18 protein-coding genes and 1 tRNA gene are annotated in these 21,175 nt (G+C 56.0%); 12 read left to right on the top strand and 7 right to left on the bottom strand.

All coding sequences use genetic code 11. The features are described from left to right. The first annotated feature begins 121 nt into the window (after positions 1–121). The 5 genes from BH712_RS17535 to yejF all read left to right on the top strand — a co-directional run bounded on the left by BH712_RS17535 (position 122) and on the right by yejF (position 7,276). Positions 122–1,675, top strand: a complete 1,554-nt coding sequence (locus tag BH712_RS17535) for a cyclic di-GMP phosphodiesterase (protein WP_006811322.1) — start codon at positions 122–124, stop codon at positions 1,673–1,675. 75 nt (positions 1,676–1,750) lie between these two features. Further along, positions 1,751–3,556, top strand: a complete 1,806-nt coding sequence (locus tag BH712_RS17530) for an extracellular solute-binding protein (RefSeq protein ID WP_006811323.1) — start codon at positions 1,751–1,753, stop codon at positions 3,554–3,556. A 9-nt stretch (positions 3,557–3,565) separates the two neighbouring features. Further along, a complete protein-coding gene (locus BH712_RS17525; protein WP_006811324.1) occupies positions 3,566–4,660 on the top strand; it encodes a microcin C ABC transporter permease YejB in 1,095 nt (364 codons plus the stop codon). After that, complete coding sequence (locus BH712_RS17520) at positions 4,660–5,685, top strand: ABC transporter permease (protein WP_006811325.1); 1,026 nt, start codon at positions 4,660–4,662, stop codon at positions 5,683–5,685. The genes BH712_RS17525 and BH712_RS17520 overlap by 1 nt, the downstream gene beginning before the upstream one ends. A 1-nt stretch (position 5,686) precedes the next feature. After that, a complete protein-coding gene (yejF, locus tag BH712_RS17515; RefSeq protein ID WP_006811326.1) occupies positions 5,687–7,276 on the top strand; it encodes a microcin C ABC transporter ATP-binding protein YejF in 1,590 nt (529 codons plus the stop codon). 3 nt (positions 7,277–7,279) lie between these two features. Here yejF and BH712_RS17510 read toward each other — a convergent pair whose 3' ends face one another. The 3 genes from BH712_RS17510 to rsuA all read right to left on the bottom strand — a co-directional run bounded on the left by BH712_RS17510 (position 7,280) and on the right by rsuA (position 9,823). Then, positions 7,280–7,624, bottom strand: a complete 345-nt coding sequence (locus BH712_RS17510) for a YejG family protein (RefSeq protein ID WP_003859372.1) — start codon at positions 7,622–7,624, stop codon at positions 7,280–7,282. A 276-nt stretch (positions 7,625–7,900) separates the two neighbouring features. After that, positions 7,901–9,100 carry a Bcr/CflA family multidrug efflux MFS transporter gene (locus BH712_RS17505; RefSeq protein WP_006811327.1) on the bottom strand — a complete coding sequence of 400 codons (1,200 nt, stop codon included), beginning with the start codon at positions 9,098–9,100 and terminating at the stop codon, positions 7,901–7,903. A gap of 15 nt (positions 9,101–9,115) precedes the next feature. After that, the gene (rsuA, locus tag BH712_RS17500) at positions 9,116–9,823 is read right to left on the bottom strand and encodes a 16S rRNA pseudouridine(516) synthase RsuA (RefSeq protein ID WP_006811328.1); all 708 of its coding nucleotides are present in this window, start codon (positions 9,821–9,823) and stop codon (positions 9,116–9,118) included. 151 nt (positions 9,824–9,974) lie between these two features. On the opposite strand from rsuA, the gene radD reads away from it, so the two are divergent. Together radD and rplY are read left to right on the top strand one after the other, a co-directional pair. Continuing rightward, positions 9,975–11,735, top strand: a complete 1,761-nt coding sequence (gene radD / locus BH712_RS17495) for a DNA repair helicase RadD (RefSeq protein ID WP_006811329.1) — start codon at positions 9,975–9,977, stop codon at positions 11,733–11,735. 125 nt (positions 11,736–11,860) lie between these two features. Continuing rightward, the gene (gene rplY / locus BH712_RS17490) at positions 11,861–12,145 is read left to right on the top strand and encodes a 50S ribosomal protein L25 (RefSeq protein ID WP_003859376.1); all 285 of its coding nucleotides are present in this window, start codon (positions 11,861–11,863) and stop codon (positions 12,143–12,145) included. 51 nt (positions 12,146–12,196) lie between these two features. On the opposite strand, the gene yejK is transcribed toward rplY, so the two are convergent. After that, a complete protein-coding gene (gene yejK, locus BH712_RS17485; protein WP_006811330.1) occupies positions 12,197–13,204 on the bottom strand; it encodes a nucleoid-associated protein YejK in 1,008 nt (335 codons plus the stop codon). A 134-nt stretch (positions 13,205–13,338) separates the two neighbouring features. Here yejK and BH712_RS17480 point away from each other — a divergent pair, with 134 nt between their 5' ends. From BH712_RS17480 to BH712_RS17470, 3 genes are all read left to right on the top strand, one after another. Further along, positions 13,339–13,566 carry a YejL family protein gene (locus tag BH712_RS17480; RefSeq protein ID WP_001135586.1) on the top strand — a complete coding sequence of 76 codons (228 nt, stop codon included), beginning with the start codon at positions 13,339–13,341 and terminating at the stop codon, positions 13,564–13,566. Positions 13,567–13,585: 19 nt separating this feature from the next. Further along, a complete protein-coding gene (yejM, locus tag BH712_RS17475) occupies positions 13,586–15,346 on the top strand; it encodes an LPS biosynthesis-modulating metalloenzyme YejM (RefSeq protein WP_006811331.1) in 1,761 nt (586 codons plus the stop codon). A gap of 73 nt (positions 15,347–15,419) precedes the next feature. Next, positions 15,420–15,496: transfer RNA gene (locus tag BH712_RS17470), tRNA-Pro, on the top strand. A gap of 66 nt (positions 15,497–15,562) precedes the next feature. Here the strand turns inward: BH712_RS17470 and BH712_RS17465 are convergent. Continuing rightward, positions 15,563–15,823: a DUF2534 family protein gene (locus BH712_RS17465; RefSeq protein ID WP_006811332.1), complete on the bottom strand. Its 261-nt coding sequence runs from the start codon at positions 15,821–15,823 to the stop codon at positions 15,563–15,565. Positions 15,824–16,025: 202 nt separating this feature from the next. On the opposite strand from BH712_RS17465, the gene eco reads away from it, so the two are divergent. Continuing rightward, on the top strand, positions 16,026–16,535 hold the full coding sequence (eco, locus tag BH712_RS17460; protein ID WP_006811333.1) for a serine protease inhibitor ecotin: 510 nt from the start codon (positions 16,026–16,028) through the stop codon (positions 16,533–16,535). A gap of 93 nt (positions 16,536–16,628) precedes the next feature. Here eco and mqo read toward each other — a convergent pair whose 3' ends face one another. Continuing rightward, entirely contained in the window at positions 16,629–18,278 is a 1,650-nt protein-coding gene (gene mqo, locus BH712_RS17455) for a malate dehydrogenase (quinone) (RefSeq protein WP_032673965.1), read from the bottom strand. Positions 18,279–18,519: 241 nt separating this feature from the next. On the opposite strand from mqo, the gene BH712_RS17450 reads away from it, so the two are divergent. After that, positions 18,520–19,761 carry a SulP family inorganic anion transporter gene (locus BH712_RS17450; RefSeq protein WP_032673966.1) on the top strand — a complete coding sequence of 414 codons (1,242 nt, stop codon included), beginning with the start codon at positions 18,520–18,522 and terminating at the stop codon, positions 19,759–19,761. Here BH712_RS17450 and mgtE read toward each other — a convergent pair. Further along, positions 19,724–21,160 carry a magnesium transporter gene (gene mgtE / locus BH712_RS17445; RefSeq protein WP_006811337.1) on the bottom strand — a complete coding sequence of 479 codons (1,437 nt, stop codon included), beginning with the start codon at positions 21,158–21,160 and terminating at the stop codon, positions 19,724–19,726. The genes BH712_RS17450 and mgtE overlap by 38 nt on opposite strands. Between the last annotated feature and the right edge of the window lie 15 nt (positions 21,161–21,175).

Raw genomic sequence — 21,175 nt, 5'->3', positions numbered from 1 at the left:
TGTCGTATCGTTGGTTATCCCTTGGCTGGCGATACGATAAAAAAAGCACTGCTCCGGCAGTGTTTTTTTTTGCCCGTTACACTGATAGACATCCAGCGGCATTTCAGGAATCACGACATCTATGTTTACCCGCTACTTCTCCAGCAACCGCAAGATACTGTTTCTCAGTTTCCTGACGGGGTTATTCACTGCCCTGCTTCTGGGAGCCTTACAGTTTTACTGGAGTTATCACAAGCGAGACGTCAGATTCGATACCCTCATTACCGATTTACGCGTCTACATGGAGAGCTATTTCGATGAGCTTAAAATGTCGATTGATACGCTCCAGCCACTCACGCTGAACAGCTGCGAGGAAGTGAGTGCCGCCCTGACCTCCCGGGCGGCCTTTAGCATAAACGTGCGCGCTTTTTTGCTGGTCAGGGATAAAAATGCTTACTGCTCTTCCGCCACCGGCCCGATGAACGTCCCCATGGAAGCGCTTATCCCTGAGCTGCACATCAGCAAACCGATTGATATGGCCCTCCTGCCGGGCACGCCGATGCTGCCGGATAAGCCCGCCATTGCCATCTGGTATCGCAACCCGCTGGTGAAAGACGGCGGCGTGTTTACCTCCGTTAACATCAACCTGACGCCTTATCTTCTCTACACGTCGCGACAGGATGAGTTTACCGGTATCTCCATCATCATCGGCGATTTCGCGCTATCCACTCAGTCCGGAACGCTGGTACAGGCACGTGATTTACCTGGTATCCCTGTCCGAACCGCTACGCTGAAAAATGTGCCTCTGACGATACACGTCTATGCGGACGCCTGGACGCCGGATGAAGTGCTGTACGCCCTGTTTTTCGGCCTGGTCTGCGGTATCGCGGCGGGCGTGCTGAATTTCTATATTCTCACTATCCGTCTGAATCCCGGGAAAGAGATCCTCACGGCCATCAAGCGCGACCAGTTTTACGTGGTCTATCAACCCGTCGTCGGTGCGCAGTCGCTAAAAATGACCGGGCTGGAAGTCCTGATGCGCTGGAAGCACCCGGTGATGGGCGAAATCCCGCCGGATGCCTTTATCAATTTCGCCGAAGCGCAGAAGCTGATTGTCCCGCTCACGCTGCATCTTTTTGACCTGATTATCCGCGATGCCCCTGTCCTGCAAACCCTGCTCCCGCCGGGTGCCAAGTTTGGGATCAACATCGCGCCCGGTCATCTGCATGCGGAAAGCTTTAAAGAGGATATGCGCGCGTTTGCTGCCGCCCTTCCGCCCGATCACTTCCAGATTGTGCTGGAAATCACCGAGCGTGACATGATCAACCACCGCGAGGCTAACCATCTGTTCGAATGGCTGCACGATGAAGGTTTTGAGATCGCCATCGATGATTTTGGCACCGGCCACAGCGCGCTGATCTATCTGGAACGCTTCACGATGGATTTTCTGAAAATTGACCGTGGATTCGTGAATGCCATCGGGACTGAAACCGTCACCTCGCCAGTGCTTGACGCGGTGCTGACCCTGGCAGATCGCCTGAATATGTTAACAGTTGCCGAGGGCGTCGAAACCCCGGAGCAGGCGGCATGGCTGCGCGAGCATGGCGTGAATTATCTTCAGGGCTACTGGATCGGCCGCCCGATGCCGCTGGAGCAGTTCAGGACGTGGCAACCCGACATCACGCTCGGGGAATAATTTCACAATCACGGCGCTGTCCCTTATTATTCTCCTCAACCGAGCCTGCCTGTGAACAAAGGGATCCGCCGCACTATGATTATGCGCGTTGTGTTGACGCTGTTGGCGCTGGTGAGCCTGTCGAGCCAGGCGCAAACCATCAAAGAGAGCACGGCCTTTGCCGTCATTGGCGAGCCGAAGTACGCGGTTAACTTTAACCATTACGATTACGTCAACCCCGCCGCCCCGAAAGGCGGAAACGTGACGCTTGCCGCCACCGGAACGTTTGACAACTTTAACCGCTTTGCCCTGCGCGGCGTGGCGGCAGCGCGTACCGAATCCCTCTATGACACGTTGTTCGTTACCTCCGACGACGAGCCAGGCAGCTATTATCCTCTGGTTGCCGAGAACGTGCGTTACGCCGATGATTTCAGCTGGGCAGAAATCGCGATCAATCCGCGGGCGCGTTTTCACGACGGTACGTCGGTTAGCGCCCGCGACGTGGCGTTCACCTTTCATAAATTCATGACCGAAGGCGTGCCGCAGTTTCGTCTGGTGTACAAGGGCACCACGGTGAAAGCCATCGCCCCGCTGACCGTGAGAATCGAACTCCCTGAGCCGAACAAAGAGAATATGCTGAGCCTGTTCTCCCTGCCCGTCATGCCCGAATCCTTCTGGAAAAACCATAAGCTGAGCGATCCCCTCTCTACCCCGCCGCTGGCCGGAGGGCCGTATCGCATTACCGACTGGCGCATGGGCCAGTATGTGATCTATTCCCGCGTGAAAGATTACTGGGCAGCCGCGCTGCCGGTAAACCGAGGCCGCTGGAACTTCGACACAATCCGCTACGACTACTATCTCGATGACAACGTGGCCTTCGAGGCGTTTAAGGCAGGCGCGTTTGATTTACGTATCGAGAGCAGCGCCAAAAACTGGGCTACCCGGTATATCGGAAAAAATTTCGCGAAAGGCTATATCGTTAAAGACGAACACAAAAACGAATCCGCGCAGGACACGCGCTGGCTGGCGTTTAATATTCAGCGCCCTGTTTTTTCCGATCGTCGGGTGCGTGAAGCTATTACCCTGGCGTTTGATTTTGAATGGATGAACAAAGCGCTGTTTTACGGAGCTTACAGCCGGGCCAACAGCTACTTCCAGAATACTGAATATGCCGCCCGTGATTATCCCCACGCAGATGAACTGGTACTGCTGGCCCCGCTGAAAGCGGAGCTGCCGCCGGAAGTCTTTACCCGGGTATTTGAACCGCCCAAATCCGACGGAAACGGGTTCGACCGGGAAAACCTGCTGAAGGCCAGCAAACTGCTGGATGACGCGGGCTGGGTGCTGAAAAATCAGCAACGTGTTAATGCGCAGACCGGTAAACCGCTCAGCTTCGAACTGCTGATCGCCTCCGGCGCAAACGATCAGTGGGTGCTGCCGTTCAAGAAGAACCTTGCCCGGCTTGGCGTCACCCTGAATATCCGCCAGGTCGATATGGCCCAGCTGACCAACCGCAAGCGCAGCCGCGATTACGACATGATGCAGACCCTGTGGGCCGCGCAGCCCTGGCCGAGTTCAGATCTGCAAATCGCCTGGGCATCAGGTTATATCGACTCCTCCTACAACGCCCCGGGCGTCAAGAGCCCGGTAATTGATGCGCTGATTGCAAAAATTGTTGCCGCTCAGGGCGATAAGGAAAAGCTTCTGCCGCTTGGCCGCGCGCTCGATCGGGTATTAACCTGGAACTATTACATGCTGCCGATGTGGTATATGGGCGAAGATCGCCTGGCCCGCTGGGACAAATTCTCCCTCCCTGCCGTTCGCCCTGTTTACACCCTCGGCTTTGACACCTGGTGGTATGACGTGAATAAAGCCGCAAAACTGCCCGCAGAGCGGCGTTAAGGAGTGACGATGGGCGCTTATCTTATCCGCCGACTGCTGTTAGTGATCCCGACGCTGTGGGCCATCATTACCATTAACTTTTTTATCGTCCAGATTGCTCCCGGCGGTCCGGTGGACCAGGCAATTGCGGCAATAGAGTTTGGTCATGCGGGCGGCATGCCGGGCGGCGGCGGTGAAGGAATGGGGGCCAGCCATGCCCGGACGGGAGTGGGTAACATCAGCGAAAGCCACTACCGGGGCGGTCGGGGGCTGGATCCGGAGGTGATCGCCGAGATCACCCATCGCTATGGCTTTGATAAACCGATTCATGAGCGCTATTTCAACATGCTGTGGGATTATGTCCGGTTTGATTTTGGCGATAGCCTGTTCCGCAGTGCCTCGGTGTTAACCCTGATCAAACAAAGCCTGCCGGTTTCCATCACGCTCGGGCTGTGGGGAACGCTGATTATCTATCTGGTCTCCATTCCACTGGGGATCCGGAAAGCAGTCTACAACGGTAGCCGTTTCGATATCTGGAGCAGCACGTTCATTATTATCGGCTACGCTATCCCGGCGTTTCTGTTTGCCGTGCTGCTGATTGTCTTTTTCGCTGGCGGCAGTTATTTCGACCTCTTCCCGCTGCGCGGACTGGTCTCCGCGGATTTCAGCACGCTGCCGTGGTATCAGAAAATCACCGATTATTTCTGGCACATTACGCTTCCGGTGCTGGCGACGGTGATTGGTGGTTTTGCGGCGCTTACGATGCTAACCAAAAACGCCTTTCTTGATGAGATCCGCAAACAGTATGTCGTCACCGCGCGCGCCAAAGGCGTTGGTGAAAAGCAGATCATGTGGAAGCACGTGTTTCGTAACGCCATGCTGCTGGTGATTGCCGGTTTTCCCGCCACGTTCATCAGTATGTTTTTTACCGGCTCGCTGCTGATAGAAGTGATGTTCTCGCTCAACGGCTTAGGACTGCTGGGCTATGAGGCCACCGTCTCCCGTGATTATCCGGTGATGTTTGGCACACTCTATATTTTCACCCTGATCGGCCTGCTGCTGAATATCATCAGCGATATCAGCTATACGCTGGTCGATCCCCGTATCGATTTTGAGGGCCGCTGATGTCGCGTTTAAGCCCCGTCAACCAGGCCCGCTGGGCGCGCTTTCGCCACAACCGTCGCGGCTACTGGTCGCTGTGGATCTTCGCCGTCCTGTTCGCCTTAAGTATGTGTTCGGAACTGATTGCCAACGATAAACCCCTGCTGGTGCATTTCAAAGACCGCTGGTATGTGCCGGTGCTGACCACCTACAGCGAAAGCGATTTTGGCGGCCCGTTTGCGACGCCAGCCGAGTATCAGGACCCCTGGTTACGTGAACAAATAGCGCAGCACGGCTGGGCTATCTGGGCACCGATTCGTTTTGGTGCGAACAGCATTAACTTCGCCACGTCCACCCCCTTCCCTTCGCCGCCTTCCGCGCAAAACTGGCTGGGCACGGACGCTAACGGCGGCGATGTGCTGGCGCGCATCCTCTATGGCACCCGCATCTCGCTCCTGTTTGGGCTAATGCTGACGCTCTTTAGCAGCGTGATGGGCGTTGTGGCGGGCGCCGTGCAGGGCTATTACGGCGGTAAAATAGATTTATGGGGACAGCGCGTGATCGAAGTCTGGTCCGGCATGCCGACGCTGTTTCTGATTATCCTGCTGTCCAGCGTGGTACAGCCTGGCTTCTGGTGGCTGCTCGGGATCACCGTTCTTTTCGGCTGGATGGCGCTGGTCGGCGTAGTGCGCGCGGAGTTTCTGCGTACGCGAAATTACGACTATATTCGCGCCGCGCAAGCGTTAGGCGTGAGCGATCGCGCAATCATCTTCCGCCACATGCTACCCAATGCGGTGGTGGCGACCCTCACCTTCCTGCCGTTTATTTTGTGCAGCTCCATCACGACCCTGACCTCGCTCGATTTTCTCGGCTTCGGCTTACCGTTGGGTTCACCGTCCCTCGGCGAACTGCTGTTGCAGGGTAAAAATAACCTTCAGGCCCCCTGGCTGGGTATCGCCGCTTTCCTCTCCGTGGCGGTGCTGCTTTCCCTGCTGATTTTTATTGGCGAAGCCGTGCGCGATGCCTTCGATCCCAACAAGGCGGTATGACATGACCAGGCCTCTTCTGAGTATTGAAAATCTGTCGATTGCGTTTTCAACGCAGGGCGAATCACGCACGGTGGTGTCGGATTTATCGTTGCAGATCGCACGCGGCGAGACGCTGGCGCTGGTCGGGGAATCCGGCTCCGGTAAGAGCGTCTCGGCGCTTTCAGTGCTGCGCCTGCTCCCCTCCCCGCCGGTCAGCTATCCGCAGGGGGATATTCTGTTCCATGGACAATCGCTGCTGAACGCTGACGAGCCAACCCTGCGCGGCATTCGTGGCAATAAAATCGCCATGATTTTCCAGGAGCCGATGGTGTCGCTCAACCCCCTGCACACGCTGGAAAAACAGCTCTATGAGGTGCTGTCACTTCATCGGGGAATGCGTAAAGAGGCGGCACGGGGTGAAATTCTCGACTGCCTTGAACGCACCGGCATTCGTAATGCGGCGAAACGGCTGAACGATTATCCGCATCAGCTCTCCGGCGGCGAGCGCCAGCGCGTGATGATCGCGATGGCCCTGCTGACGCGCCCCGAACTGCTGATTGCCGATGAACCCACCACCGCGCTGGACGTCACGGTGCAGGCGCAAATTCTGCAACTGCTGCGCGAACTGCGTGACGAGCTGAACATGAGCCTGCTGTTTATTACGCACAACCTGAGCATCGTGAGAAAGCTTGCTGACACGGTGGCCGTGATGCAAAACGGCCGCTGTGTGGAACAGAACAGAGCTTCCTCCCTGCTGAGCGCGCCTCAGCACCCGTACACACAGCGCCTGCTCGACAGCGAACCCTCTGGCGACCCGGTTCCGCTTAACGCTGACAGCGCGCCGTTGCTGAGGGTTGAGGGACTGTCGGTATCATTTCCGATCCGCAAAGGCATTTTGCGTCGCGTGGTCGATCACAATCATGTACTGAAAGACATGCGCTTCTCTCTGCGTCCGGGCGAATCGCTTGGGCTTGTGGGCGAATCCGGCTCGGGCAAAAGCACCACCGGCCTGGCGCTGCTGCGCCTGATCGCCTCCCAGGGAAGCATTGTCTTTGACGGCATGCCGCTGCAAAACCTGAATCGCCGGATGATGCTTCCCGTGCGCCCGCGGATGCAGGTGGTTTTTCAGGATCCGAACTCTTCGCTTAACCCGCGTCTGAGCGTATTGCAGATTATTGAAGAGGGCTTGCGCGTCCACCAGCCAACCATGACGGCGCAACAGCGTGAAACCGAGGTGAAGCGGGTGATGGCGGAGGTGGGATTAGATCCTGAGACCCGACACCGGTATCCGGCTGAGTTTTCCGGCGGACAGCGCCAGCGTATAGCGATTGCCCGCGCGCTGATCCTGAAACCGGAGCTGATCGTGCTGGACGAGCCAACGTCCTCGCTGGATCGCACCGTGCAGGCGCAAATTCTGGCGTTGCTGAAGGGGTTACAGGAGAAGCATCGGCTGGCCTACATCTTTATCAGCCACGATTTACAGGTGGTGCGTGCGCTTTGCCATCAGGTGGTGGTCTTGCGGCAGGGAGAGGTCGTTGAGCAGGGAGAGTGCCAGCGCGTATTCACCGCGCCGACGCAGGATTACACACGCCAGCTATTATCCGCTGACTAGCACTCAGAAAGGATACTGACCGGAGAACGGCTCGGCAATCGCCACGCCGAAGTTTTTCAGACGACAGGTGGCGGCAAACTCATCCTGGCTGTTAACAAACAGACACGGCTCACCTTCGCATTCCAGTACAGAGCTGTCCACTTCGATGTCCGTCAGCGCCTGGCTGAGACGCTCCATAACCGGCCACGCATTTTCATCGCTCGGACTGAGCAGCTTAAGTGCCACCAGACAATTATCCTCCCCGGCAACGCTTTGCGGAATCGGTTCAACTTTCGAACCTGCAAAACCCGTCGACCAGCGATAGCTCTGGGGCAAGCGATGGACAATGGAGAGTTGTAATGTATTCACGTTCAGATCCCCGGAAGCAAATTTACTTCACAATTTATTTACATTTATAGTAACACATCATCGCCAACCTGCATTGTTTAGCGGATTTTATAGGCGTTGCAGGCTCGCGTCGGCGCTATATGTACCCGTTTCTGCGATCTAACTCAACCTTTTTAAATACAATGATGTGACTTTTTACATAAATAGATTTTACATAAAAGAAACAAACACAGGGTAAACGAACGGAGGGTTGGTTGATATGGGTCAACAAAAAGGCCCGTCCCGGGCCTTAAGTGTTCACTTTTGCGCCGTCTTTCGCGGTCGGCTGGCGTAAAGATAGAAGAGGATTGAGCAGGTCGCGCAAAGGGCGATCGCCCACAGCATCGGCCAGGCGGTATTGAACGTCGCCATTGAGAGCAGCGCCCCGACAATCGCGCCAATCCCGAAACGGAACGTTCCTGCCAGCGACGAGGCGGTGCCCGCCATATGCGGGAATTCGTCAAGGATCACCGCCATCGCGTTGGACGAGACCATCGACACGCATCCGACAAACGCCGCCACGCCCACCACCAGCGCCCAGAAACCGACGCCCAGCAACGCGCTCAATACCAGCCAGATCGCCATCACGAACTGGATCCACAGCCCGGCGCGGAACATATTTAGCGCCCCAACCCGCCGGACAAAGCGGCTGTTAATAATGGTCATCACAAACAGGAACACAATATTCAGCGCGAAGTAGTAACCAAAGTGCTGAGGTGACACATGGTTCAGTTCGATGTACACAAACGGTCCCGCGCTCAGGAACGAAAACATTCCGGCAAAGCTGAAGCCGCTGGCGAGCATATAGCTCAGTACACGCTTATGGCGAAACAGCGAGGCAAAGTTGCCAAGCGTGGTGCGAACATGGAACTTCTGACGGCGCTCAACGGGCAGCGTTTCATCGATAAAGACGAAAATCATCACCGAGGCCAGCAGTGCGGCAATCGCCAGGATCCAGAAAATCGCATGCCAGCTGAACCACACCAGGACCGCCCCGCCCACCATGGGGGCGACCAGCGGCGCAATTGTCGTGACCAGCATGACGAACGACATCATGCGTGAGAACTCTTCCTTCGGGTAGACGTCGCGCATCAGCGCGTTAATCACCACGCTTGCCGCAGCCGCCGCCAGGCCATGGAAGAAACGCATCACGATCAGCTGATCGATACTCTGCGCCAGCGCGCAGGCCACCGCCGCCGCGGCAAATATCAGTGTGCCGCCCAGAATGACCGGTTTACGCCCCAGGCTGTCGGCCATTGGGCCATAAAAAAGCTGACCGAGGGCAAAACCAAGAATGTAGGTGCTGAGCGTCATCTGTGCGCTGCCTGCCGGTACGCCAAACTGCGCGGAAATTACCGGCAGCGCGGGCAGATACATATCGATAGACAGCGGCATCAGCATGGCCAACAGGCCAAGGATAAACACAATTTTAAACGACGAGTGTGGCCTGGTGGTCACAGGGTTCTCCTGAATTTAACGTGAAGGCAGCCCGACGCTGGCAATCTCTTCTTCCGTCAGCGGACGATATTCCCCTGGCGCCAGGTCTGGATCGAGTTCAATCGCGCCGATACGTTCACGATGCAGCCCCACAACGTGGTTGCCTACGGCGGCAAACATTCGTTTCACCTGGTGGTAGCGGCCTTCACTGATGGTCAGACGGACATCCGTTGGGGTGAGGATTTCCAGCACCGCCGGTTTGGTCAGATCTTTCTCATTATGCAGTTGAACGCCTTTCGCGAATTGCTCTGCCGTGTCATCCGAGACTGGAGACTCAAGCGTCACCCGATAGGTTTTCTCGCAGTGATGGCGCGGGGAGGTGATGCGGTGCGACCACTGGCCATCATCGGTCATCAGCACCAGGCCGGTGGTATCAATATCCAGTCGCCCTGCCGCATGCAGCTTGTGCGCCACAGGTTCATCAAGGAAATAGAGCACCGTCGGGTGATCCGGATCGTCCGTTGAACAGACGTAACCTTCCGGTTTGTTGAGCATGAAGTAGCGCGGGCCATTCTGCTGGGTCAGCGGGTTGCCGTCATACTCCACCTGGTGGTCAGGCTGGAGTTTAAAAGCGCTGTCTTTCACAATGTCGCCGTCCACGGTTACGCGGCTGGCGCGAATTTCACGCCCGGCAATAGCGCGGCTTACGCCGAGTTGCTGAGCGATAAACTTATCAAGTCGCATGAAATCTTTTTAGCCTTAATGGTGCTGGAAGTCGGACTACGCGTCCGAAAAAGAAGCAGTCAGAAACAGTTCAGTATAATGGTCTGGTTGCGCCACTCAAGGGAAAAAGTTTCGTGGCATACTATATGCGAGTTAACTGAATAGAGAAGCCATGACGTTCACATTACGCCCCTATCAGCAGGAAGCCGTTGATGCCACCCTCGCCTGGTTTCGCAAGCACCGGGAACCTGCCGCCATCGTGCTCCCGACCGGAGCCGGTAAAAGCCTGGTGATTGCCGAACTGGCGCGTCTGGCGCGCGGGCGTGTGCTGGTGCTGGCGCACGTCAAAGAGCTGGTGGCGCAAAACCACGCCAAATATTGCGCACTCGGCCTGGAGGCCGATATTTTTGCCGCCGGGCTGAAGCGCAAAGAGAGCCACGGAAAAGTGGTGTTTGGCAGCGTACAATCCGTTGCGCGCAACCTGGAACGGTTTCACAGCGAATTTTCCCTGCTGATTGTCGATGAGTGTCATCGCATCAGCGATGAAGACGACAGCCAGTATCAGCAAATCCTCACTCACCTGAAAGAGGTGAATCCTCACTTACGGCTGCTTGGCCTTACCGCCACGCCGTTTCGTCTGGGCAAGGGCTGGATTTATCAGTTCCATTATCACGGCATGGTGCGTGGCGATGAAAAGGCCCTGTTCCGCGACTGTATCTATGAGCTTCCGCTGCGCTACATGATCAAGCACGGCTACCTGACGCCGCCGGAGCGGCTGGATATGCCGGTCGTGCAGTACGATTTCAGCCGCTTACAGGCGCAGAGCAACGGGTTGTTCAGCGAGGCGGATCTTAACCATGAGCTGAAAAAACAGAAGCGGATCACGCCGCATATCATCAGCCAGATTGAAGAGTTCGCGCAAACGCGCAAAGGGGTGATGATTTTTGCTGCTACCGTCGAACACGCGCGCGAAATCACCGGGCTGCTGCCCGCCGACGACGCGGCGCTGATCACCGGCGAAACGCCCGGGCCGGAGCGCGACCGGTTAATCGAGGCGTTTAAAGCGCAGCAGTTCCGCTACCTGGTGAACGTGTCGGTATTAACCACCGGGTTTGACGCCCCGCACGTCGACCTGATTGCGATTCTGCGACCGACCGAATCCGTCAGCTTGTATCAGCAAATTGTCGGGCGCGGACTGCGCCTGGCACCGGGTAAAACCGACTGCCTGATCCTTGATTACGCCGGTAACCCGCACGATCTCTACTCGCCGGAGGTGGGCACGCCAAAAGGCAAAAGCGACAACGTGCCGGTACAGGTGTTTTGCCCGGCCTGCGGGTTTGCCAACACCTTCTGGGGCAAAACCACCGCCGACGGCACGCTGATCGAACATTTTGGCCGCCGCTGTCAGGGCTGGTTTGAAGACGATGAAGGCCATCGCGAACAGTGTGACTTCCGTTTCCGCTTTAAAAACTGCCCCCAGTGCAACGCCGAGAACGACATTGCCGCCCGCCGCTGTCGGGAGTGCGACACGGTGCTGGTCGACCCGGACGACATGCTGAAAGCGGCGCTGAAGCTGAAAGATGCGCTGGTGCTGCGCTGTTCCGGCATGGCCTTACTGCCCGGCGCGGATGAAAAAGGCGAGTGGCTAAAAATTACCTATTACGACGAGGACGGCGCAGACGTCAGCGAGCGGTTCAGGGTTCAGACACCCGCCCAGCGCACCGCGTTCGAGCAGCTCTTTATCCGCCCGCATACCCGCACGCCAGGCGTGCCGCTGCGCTGGATAACCGTAGCCGATATCGTGCGCCAGCAGGCGTTGCTGCGCCATCCTGATTTTGTTGTCGCCCGCAAAAAAGGTCAGTTCTGGCAGGTGCGGGAGAAGGTCTTTGACTATGAAGGGCGCTTTCGCCGGGCAAACGAATTGCGCGGTTAACGGGACTTTTCGTTGATGCGCGAGCCATTTGAGTATAAAATGCCGCCCGCTTCACATCCGTGAGGCAGAACACTCACCTGCTGCTGGGTCGCCTGTAGTAGGGTTTTAAATACAGAGAGAAATCAATGTTCACTATCGAAGCAGAAGTACGTAACGTGCAGGGTAAGGGTGCGAGCCGCCGCCTGCGTACCGCAAACAAGTTCCCGGCTATCGTTTACGGTGGCGAAGCTGCTCCAGTTGCTATTGAACTGGATCACGACAAAGTATGGAACATGCAGACCAAAGCTGAATTCTACAGCGAAGTTCTGACCATCGTTGTTGGCGGTAAAGAAGAAAAAGTGAAAGTTCAGGCTGTTCAGCGTCACGCGTTCAAGCCAAAACTGACTCACATCGACTTCGTTCGCGCGTAATCGCAAACCTGTCGAGAAAAACCCCGCTTGTGCGGGGTTTTTTTATGGCTGTTACTTACCGCCTGAAGTGCGACGCTGAAGCTGATCGCGCAGATTTGGCGGCGTACCTTTAATGGTCAACGTGTCGGTCGCCGGATCCCAGAAGATACGTTCCCCGAGCAGCATGGCATCAAAGTTAATGGTTAACCCACCGCCGCTACCGGCAAATTTCGTCAACTGACGCAGCGTACTGCGATCCGCCGGGAAGCTCTCTTCCAGCTCATAGCCTTTTTCCGCAGTAAATTCCTGGAAGCTGACTTCGCTCACGCCTGCCAGCTCTTTGGACAGTGACTCCAGCTCGATCTCTTCTCCAGCCTGTAACTGCTCGTTGCAGTAGCTGTAAACCTGCTGACGCACGGTCTGACGCTCAGATTTATCAAGCTGCGCCTCAGCCGTAAAGTCATCCACCGCCTGGAGGAGACCTTTGTTCTGCGCTTTGGCGTTCAGCCCTTCGCTGGCGCCGAGGAAGTCCATAAAGAAATCCGCCACTTTGCGGCCCACGCGGCCTTTGAGGAAGGTCAGGTAGCGCGTCGATTCCGGGTTGGTTTCCCATTCGGTTAAATCGATACGCGCCACAATATCCGCATGGTTGATATCCAGATAGTGCGTTGAGCTGATGTCCAGCTGCTCGTTCACGCGCATGCTGCTTAAGTTATTCAGCACGGTGACCAGCAGATACTCTACCGTCAGATAGCGGTAGTGGCAGAACAGGACGATACCGCCATCGGCGAAGGGATATTTCGCCAGTTCGTCACGCAGACGGCCCGTCGCGGCGCGGCTGAATGCCAGGAAATCCTCTTCACCCTGACGTTGCAGGCGCAGGCCATCCGCCAGTTCGCTCTCTTCGCTGAACAAGCCATAGGCTTTATTTTTCGCGCTGTAGACGCGATGCAACTCCGCCATCATCTCGACAACGGTAGGCGTTGGTTCCAGTAACGAATCGCGCAGCACCACTTCAAGGGTTTGCTCATCACGCTTGATAAGCTGGTGCAAGGCAATCTGGTTGATTTCCAGACTCATGATAAACTCTCCTTTTAGACCGGGCGGTATTCAACCACCACCAACGCATGTGTGCAACAGAAGATAAAAAAGGGGAAAAAAAGCTGTTGCTACGGTAATATGTCGCCCTTCTCTCAACAAACTGATTTTGATTTATGCCACAACATTCCCGCTACAGTGACGAACACGTTGAACAACTGCTCAGTGAGCTGGTCAACGTACTGGAAAAACATAAAACGCCAACCGATCTCTCCCTGATGGTTTTGGGAAATATGGTTACCAACCTGATCAATACCAGCGTTGCTCCGGCTCAGCGTCAGGCGATCGCCAAATCTTTCGCCCAGGCTTTGCAGTCCTCCGTTAGCGACGACCAGGCACACTAAGGGAAACGAACAACAGTTTATGGTGACGAATCGTCAGCGCTACCGTGAAAAAGTCTCCCAGATGGTCAGCTGGGGGCACTGGTTTGCCCTGTTCAACATTTTGTTGGCGATGGTGCTCGGCTGCCGTTATCTGTTTGTGGCGGACTGGCCAACCACGTTAACCGGGCGAGTCTACTCGTGGATGAGCCTTGTTGGTCACTTTAGCTTTCTGGTCTTCGCCACCTATCTGCTGATCCTGTTCCCTCTGACGTTTATCGTCATGTCACAGCGGCTGATGCGCTTCCTGTCCGCTATCCTTGCGACGGCGGGCATGACGCTGTTGCTTATCGACAGCGAAGTCTTTACCCGTTTCCACCTGCACCTGAATCCTGTCGTCTGGGAGCTGGTGATTAACCCGGATCAAAACGAGACCGCGCGCGACTGGCAGCTGATGTTTATCAGCGTGCCGATTATCCTGCTGATCGAAATGTTGTTCGCCACGTGGAGCTGGCAGAAGCTCCGCAGCCTGACCCGACGCCGCCATTATGCGAAGTCCGTCGCGGCTCTCTTTTTCGCCTCATTTATCGGTTCGCACCTGATGTATATCTGGGCAGATGCGAACTTCTACCGTCCGATTACCATGCAGCGCGCGAACCTGCCACTCTCCTATCCGATGACGGCGCGTCGTTTCCTTGAGAAACACGGCCTGCTGGATGCGCAGGAGTATCAGCGTCGTCTGGTCGAACAGGGTAATCCGGAAGCCGTCAGCGTGCAGTATCCTCTGAGCGATCTGAAATATCGCGACATGGGCCGCGGTCAGAACGTACTGCTGATTACCGTCGATGGCCTGAACTATTCTCGCTATGAGAAGCAGATGCCAGCGCTGGCGGAATTCGCTGAAAACAATATCGTATTCACTCAGCATATGAGCTCCGGTAATTCGACCGACGCAGGTATTTTCGGCCTGTTCTACGGCATTTCACCGAGCTATATGGACGGCGTGCTGTCGGCCCGTATTCCGGCGGCATTGATTACCGGGCTTAATCAGCAGGGCTACCAGCTGGGGCTGTTTGCCTCTGATGGTTTTAACAGTTCGCTGTACCGCCAGGCGCTGCTGTCTGATTTCTCACTGCCTGCCGCGCAGAGCCAGTCTGACGACCAGACCGCTGATCAGTGGATAAACTGGCTGAAACGCTATGCGCAGGAAGATAACCGCTGGTTCTCCTGGGTTGCGTTTAATGGCACAACGCTTGATGACAGCAATCAAAAAGGCTTCGCGCGCCGCTACAGCCGTGCGGCGGGTGATGTTGATGCGCAGATCGGCCGCGTGCTGACCGCCCTGCGCGACGCAGGCAAGCTGGAGAATACGGTCGTCATTATCACGGCGGGGCACGGCGTGCCGCTGGGAGACGAGACAAAGAGTATGGACTGGTCGCGTCCGAACCTGCATGTCCCGCTGGTGATCCACTGGCCAGGCACTCCCGCGCAGCGCATCAACATGCTCACCGACCATAAAGACGTCATGACCACGTTAATGCAACGGCTGCTGCACGTCAGCACACCGGCAATTGAGTACTCGCAGGGACAAGACCTCTTTAGCGCCACGCGACGTCATAACTGGGTCACGGCTGCTGGCGGAAACACGCTGGTGGTGACCACGCCGACGTTGTCCCTGGTGCTGAACAGCAACGGCAATTATCAGACGTACAACCTCGAAGGCGAGAAGCTGAAAGACCAGAAACCGCAGCTCAGCTTGCTGTTGCAGGTGCTGACAGACGAGAAGCGCTTTATCGCTAACTGATTATTTATGAATCAGTTAGCGTTGCTTCCCTCTTGCAATCAAAAAGGAATCGAGTAGTATTCCTTTTATGCGTCGGCACGTAGCGCAGCCTGGTAGCGCACCGTCATGGGGTGTCGGGGGTCGGAGGTTCAAATCCTCTCGTGCCGACCAAAACTACACAAAAAAACCAGCCGCTTATGGCTGGTTTTTTATTGCCTGTACTCACATGCAGAACGCTTAGTGCTTCTCACGCCCACCGAGAAAGAAAATCCCCAGCGGAATCGCAAGCAGCACGGTGAACACCAGGCTGTAAACAAAGATCATCGCCGATTGCAGGACAAACATGCTGGTTGTCCACGCAGAGAGCGGAATGTTGTACTGTTCGATCACACCGACAATGGTTGCTCGCCCCACGCATGCAGCCGCAATCATAAACACAACCAGTAACGCCAGCAGGAACTTGCGGCCTTCAGGTGTCTTCAGTTTTTCCCGTACCATCTCTCCTCCCTTTACAGATGAATAACAATCATTAACGCGTAAAATAACACGATCGCCGCACCGACTCCACAACAGCATTAAACACCAATAAAAGAACATAAAAGCAGTGCATTACTCCATTTAAATTGAAAATGTGAGTAAATTGCGCCAACCATTCACCTGCATTATGTTAGTGTTACCGGGATCGTTTTGACAAAAAGGAATGACAGTGAAAAACGCACCTAAATTTGCCATCGCCCTCATCGCCGCTGCGTGCGCCAGCGCCAGTGCTTTCGCCAGCGAAACCCAAAAAGAGCAGCCGCTGGAAAAAGTGGCTCCGTATCCGCAAGCGGACAAAGGGATGAAGCGTCAGGTTATTCAGCTTCCGGCTCAACAGGATGAAGCAAATTTCAAAGTTGAGCTGTTAATCGGCCAGACGCTGGAAGTGGACTGCAACCAGCATCGTCTGGGCGGTCAGCTGGAAAGCAAAACGCTGGAAGGCTGGGGTTACGACTATTACGTCTTTGATAAAGTAACCTCTCCGGTCTCCACCATGATGGCCTGCCCGGACGGCAAGAAAGAGAAGAAATTTGTGACAGCGTATCTGGGCGACAACAGTCTGCTGCGCTACAACAGCAAGTTACCGATCGTGATCTATACGCCGGAAAACGTAGAGGTGAAGTATCGCGTGTGGAAGGCAGAAGAGAACGTCGTACAAGCGGTAGTACGTTAAAAATAAGTCGGGTGGCAGCTTCGCCTTACCCGACCTACAAAACAACACCGAACGTAGGCCGGGTAAGCGTCAGTGCCACCCGGCTTTTTTACACTACAGCGCGATATCCGCAACCGGTTTGTTTTCCGGCTGAGGCTTCAGCTCTGCCTTTGGCGCAGCATCTGCGGCCTGCGGTTTGACGTATTGCAGTTGCAGAACGCGGCTGGTGTATTCCAGCTCCTGTTCCGTGGCTTCAACGTTACCGTTCAGCTTCGTACCGTAGGAGGGAATAATGGTTTTCAGCTTCGCCTGCCATTCCGGGCTGGATACTTTGTCCTTAAACACTTTTTCCATCAGGTGCAGCATGATTGGCGCAGCGGTAGACGCACCCGGTGATGCACCCAGCAGCGCGGCAATCGTGCCATCCTTATCGCTCACCACTTCGGTACCCAGACGCAGCACGCCGCCCTCTTTGGGATCGCGTTTGATGATCTGCACGCGCTGACCCGCCTGCCACAGACGCCAGTCTTCTTTCTTCGCCTGCGGATAGTACTCTTTCAGCGCCTCGAAGCGTTCTTCATCAGAAAGCATGACCTGGCTAATCAGGTATTTCACCAGGTCGAAGTTATCCAGCCCCACGTCCATCATGGGTTTGACGTTCGACGTCGTGGTCGCGCTCAGCAGATCCCACAGGGAACCGTTTTTCAGGAATTTGGTGGAGAATGTGGCGAACGGCCCGAACAGCACCACGCGCTTACCGTCCAGCATGCGGGTGTCGATATGCGGAACGGACATCGGTGGTGCGCCCACAGAGGCCTGACCGTACACTTTAGCCAGATGACGTTTAACCACGTCCGGGTTTTCCGACACCAGGAACTGGCCGCCAACCGGGAAGCCCGCGTAGTCGTCCGCTTCCGGAATACCGGACTCCTGCAACAGTTTCAGCGCCGCGCCGCCCGCACCGATAAACACGAATTTCGCCTTAATCACATGCTCGGCTTCGTTGTTTTTCAGATCGGCAACGGTCACGCTCCAGCTGTTATCCGCGTTGCGCTTGAAACCACGCACTTCGGAACTGAGTTGCAGGTTAAAGTTCTCTTTTTTCTTCAGAGAGGCCACCAGCTGACGGGTAATCTCACCGTAGTTAACGTCAGTGCCAATTTCAGTGCGGGTCGCCGCTACTTTCTGGTTCGGATCGCGGCCTTCCATGACCAGCGGTGCCCACTCTTTGATTTGAGCGTGATCTTCAGAATATTTCATCCCGCGGAAAAGCGTGCTCTGTTGCAGGGCAGCGTAGCGCGCGCGCAGGAAGTTGACGTTTTGATCGCCCCATACAAAGCTCATGTGCGGGACGGTGTTGATGAAGGAGTGCGGATTGTGCAACACACCGCTGTTCACCTGGTGAGACCAGAACTGACGTGAAATCTGGAACGCTTCGTTGATCTCTACCGCCTTCTCGATACTAATGGAACCGTCCTTCTTCTGCGGCGTATAGTTCAGTTCCATGAGTGCCGAGTGCCCCGTCCCGGCGTTATTCCAGCCGTTAGAGCTTTCCTGTGCCACGCCATCAAGGCGCTCGACCATGGTCATGGACCAGTTCGGCTCTAATTCCTGAAGATACGTTCCCAGCGTGGCGCTCATGATGCCGCCACCAATTAAAAGGACATCCGTTTCCTGCTCTTTTGGTGCGTCAGCTTTCGCCGCCAGCGAGACGGCGTTCAGCCCCACGGCCAGAGAAAAGAGCACGGCAGTCATTTTTTTCATCATTTATGCCTTAGTTGAATAGTGCTTGATGCGTGGAAATTACAGGTGAAACACGCTGCGGGGGCACGGTAACAACTTTTAAATAGTGTTTAAAGGTTACGAAATTATTGTAATTGTGAAATTTAATGATGGATTGTTTGTATGGTTTTGGCAGACAGGCTGGCACCCGGCGATTTTCCTGGCTATGATGCTGCACTTTGTGATCGCGCGCACGGAAGCTTGCCCCTACTAGCGAATTGTTATGTCATTACCCCACTCGTCTGTACCCCATGAAGGCCATGTCGCCACTGTTTTACGTTCGCCTGAACGTCTGATGCGCGAAACGCTGGCTGGCGTGATTACCGCGCTGGCGCTGATCCCGGAAGTCATTTCTTTCTCCGTAGTCGCGGGCGTAGATCCTAAAGTAAGCCTTATCGCCTCGGTGGTGCTCTGTTTTGCCCTTTCCCTGCTCGGCGGACGTCCGGCGATGGTAACGGCGGCGGCAGGTTCCGTCGCGCTGGTTATCGGCCCGATGGTTCATCAGCACGGCGTGCAGTACATTCTGCCCGCGGTGGTGATGGCCGGGGTGATTCAGATCCTGTTCGGCGCGCTGGGCATGGCGCGGCTGATGCGCTTTATCCCCCAGTCGGTGATGACCGGGTTTGTTAACGCCCTTGGTATTTTGATTTTCTTTGCCCAGGTGCCCCATTTCTGGAGCCGAAGCCCGCTGATTGTCGGCCTGTTCGTGCTGACGCTGCTGATTGTGCTGTGGGTGCCACGCTATATCAAAAGCGTGCCCTCCCCGCTGATTGCCATTGTGTTGCTGACGCTGTTCACCGTCACCAGCGGACAAATCCTGCCAACGGTAGGTGATGAAGGCTCCATGAGCGGCGGTTTGCCTGGATTTACGCAGCTGCTGGTGCCGCTCAATCTGGACACCCTGAGCATCATCTGGCCGTGCGCGCTGAGTATCGCGTTTGTGGGCCTGCTGGAATCGTTGTTGACGGCGAAGCTGGTGGACGAACTGACCGTAACCCCCTCCAGTAAGCGCCGCGAGAGCATCGGGCTGGGCGTGGGGAATATCATGGCCGGGTTCTACGGGGGCATTGCGGGCTGCGCGATGATTGGGCAGACCATCGTGAACGTGGAGATGGGGAAAGGCAGAAGCCGTATCTCCACGCTCGCGGCAGGCATTGTGCTGCTGGTGCTGGTCACGGCGCTCAGCGAGGTGATGGCCAAAATCCCGATGGCGGTGCTGGCGGGTATTATGGCCATTGTGGCTATCAAAACCTTTAGCTGGCATAGCGTTCAGCCTGGAACGCTGAAAAACGCGCCGGTGGCTGAAACCGTCGTGATGCTGGTGACGGTGGTGGCAACGGTTTCCACCGGCAACCTGGCGATAGGCGTACTGGGCGGGATTGTGATGATGTTCATTCTCCCGGCCCGTCTTAAGCAAAAGGCGCTGGCTACAGAAGAAAAATCGTCGCCAGTCCAAGGAAAATAAAGAAGCCGCCGGTATCGGTAATGGCGGTGATCATCACGCTCGACCCCACCGCGGGGTCGCGCCCCAGCCGGGTCATCGTCAACGGGATGATCACGCCCATCATCGCCGCCACCAGCAGGTTCAGCACCATAGCCAGCATCATGACCCCACCCAGCGCCATATCGTCGTACAGCCACCAGGTAATGCCGCCCATGATGCCGCCCCAGACCAGGCCGTTAATCAGCGCGACGCCCATCTCCCTGAAAATCAGCCACGAAAAATTACCCGGCTGAATGTTTTCCAGCGCCAGGGCGCGAACGATCATGGTGATCGTCTGGTTACCGGTGTTCCCGCCGATCCCCGCCACAATAGGCATCAGCGACGCCAGGGCCACCAGCTGGGAAATGGTATGTTCGAAGCCGTCGATGACGCGGGACGCCACGAACGCGGTGCATAAATTGATGGCGAGCCACGCCCAGCGCGTTTTGACGGCCTTGCCAACGGAGGCGTGAACGTCATCTTCGGCGCTGATCCCGCCAAGGGCACGCAGGTCGTTATCGGTCTCTTCATAGACCACATCAACGATCTCATCGATGGTCAGACGCCCCATCAGTTTGCCCACCGAATCCACCACCGCCGCGCTCACCAGGTCATCACGTTCGAAGGTACGCGCCGCTTTTTCGGCATCGTCTTCCGGCGAGAAGACCATCGGTTCGGTTTCCATGACCTCACTCACCCGCTGCTGGGTGCTGTTCAGCAGGATCGTTTTCAGCTCCAGCTCCCCGAGCAGGGTTTTATCCCGCGAGGTGACAAACAGTTTGTCGGTGTTGTCCGGCATGCTGCCCAGCCGACGAAGATAGCGCTGCACCGTACCCAGGGTGACATCCGGACGGACGGTGATGACGCCAAACTCCATGATCGCGCCGACGCTGTTTTTCTCGTAGTGCATCACCTGACGCACGCGCGCCCGCTCTTCGGCTGGCAGGGAAGCCAGCAGGCGTCCGGTCAGGTTGCGCGGAAGATGTTGTACAAGGTAAATCTGCTCATCAATATCCAGCGTTTGCAGGGCGTCGAGGATGTCCCGGTCGCTCATCTCATCGATAAGGTCATCCCAGACGTTTTCCGAGGCTTCAAGCAGCACCTGGCCGCGCTCGTGATCCTGCACCAGCCGCCACAGGGCGTGGCGCTCCTCTGAAGGCAGTGCCTCAAGGGTATCCGCCAGATCCGGCGGCGGTAAATGTGCAACCAGCGCACCTACCTCAGCAATATCGTCGGCCAGCGTGCCGACATCATATTGCTCAGCCAGGGTCAGCTTACCCAATAACGTTGACGTCACCGCTTTATCGGTCGTCAGGAGCCAGATGAGGCGGGCACGCTCCTGGTCACGCTGCCTGGCGCTGTTTTTCTTTAATACCGACATTAATCATAAATCCAT

The sequence above is a fragment of the Enterobacter hormaechei ATCC 49162 genome, assembly GCF_001875655.1.
In the GTDB taxonomy this organism is placed as follows: domain Bacteria; phylum Pseudomonadota; class Gammaproteobacteria; order Enterobacterales; family Enterobacteriaceae; genus Enterobacter; species Enterobacter hormaechei.
The sequence above is the reverse complement of the archived record's forward strand: the minus strand, read 5'-3'. Positions and strand labels throughout refer to the sequence as shown.

Excerpts from the sequence above, each read along its gene's own strand:
- BH712_RS17535 (WP_006811322.1), top strand. The coding sequence starts at position 122 with ATGTTTACCCGCTACTTCTCCAGCAACCGCAAGATACTGTTTCTCAGT.
- BH712_RS17530 (WP_006811323.1), top strand. The coding sequence starts at position 1,751 with ATGATTATGCGCGTTGTGTTGACGCTGTTGGCGCTGGTGAGCCTGTCG.
- BH712_RS17525 (WP_006811324.1), top strand. The coding sequence starts at position 3,566 with ATGGGCGCTTATCTTATCCGCCGACTGCTGTTAGTGATCCCGACGCTG.
- BH712_RS17520 (WP_006811325.1), top strand. The coding sequence starts at position 4,660 with ATGTCGCGTTTAAGCCCCGTCAACCAGGCCCGCTGGGCGCGCTTTCGC.
- yejF (WP_006811326.1), top strand. The coding sequence starts at position 5,687 with ATGACCAGGCCTCTTCTGAGTATTGAAAATCTGTCGATTGCGTTTTCA.
- rsuA (WP_006811328.1), bottom strand. The coding sequence starts at position 9,823 with ATGCGACTTGATAAGTTTATCGCTCAGCAACTCGGCGTAAGCCGCGCT.
- radD (WP_006811329.1), top strand. The coding sequence starts at position 9,975 with ATGACGTTCACATTACGCCCCTATCAGCAGGAAGCCGTTGATGCCACC.
- rplY (WP_003859376.1), top strand. The coding sequence starts at position 11,861 with ATGTTCACTATCGAAGCAGAAGTACGTAACGTGCAGGGTAAGGGTGCG.
- yejK (WP_006811330.1), bottom strand. The coding sequence starts at position 13,204 with ATGAGTCTGGAAATCAACCAGATTGCCTTGCACCAGCTTATCAAGCGT.
- BH712_RS17480 (WP_001135586.1), top strand. The coding sequence starts at position 13,339 with ATGCCACAACATTCCCGCTACAGTGACGAACACGTTGAACAACTGCTC.
- yejM (WP_006811331.1), top strand. The coding sequence starts at position 13,586 with ATGGTGACGAATCGTCAGCGCTACCGTGAAAAAGTCTCCCAGATGGTC.
- BH712_RS17465 (WP_006811332.1), bottom strand. The coding sequence starts at position 15,823 with ATGGTACGGGAAAAACTGAAGACACCTGAAGGCCGCAAGTTCCTGCTG.
- eco (WP_006811333.1), top strand. The coding sequence starts at position 16,026 with ATGACAGTGAAAAACGCACCTAAATTTGCCATCGCCCTCATCGCCGCT.
- mqo (WP_032673965.1), bottom strand. The coding sequence starts at position 18,278 with ATGAAAAAAATGACTGCCGTGCTCTTTTCTCTGGCCGTGGGGCTGAAC.
- BH712_RS17450 (WP_032673966.1), top strand. The coding sequence starts at position 18,520 with ATGTCATTACCCCACTCGTCTGTACCCCATGAAGGCCATGTCGCCACT.
- mgtE (WP_006811337.1), bottom strand. The coding sequence starts at position 21,160 with ATGTCGGTATTAAAGAAAAACAGCGCCAGGCAGCGTGACCAGGAGCGT.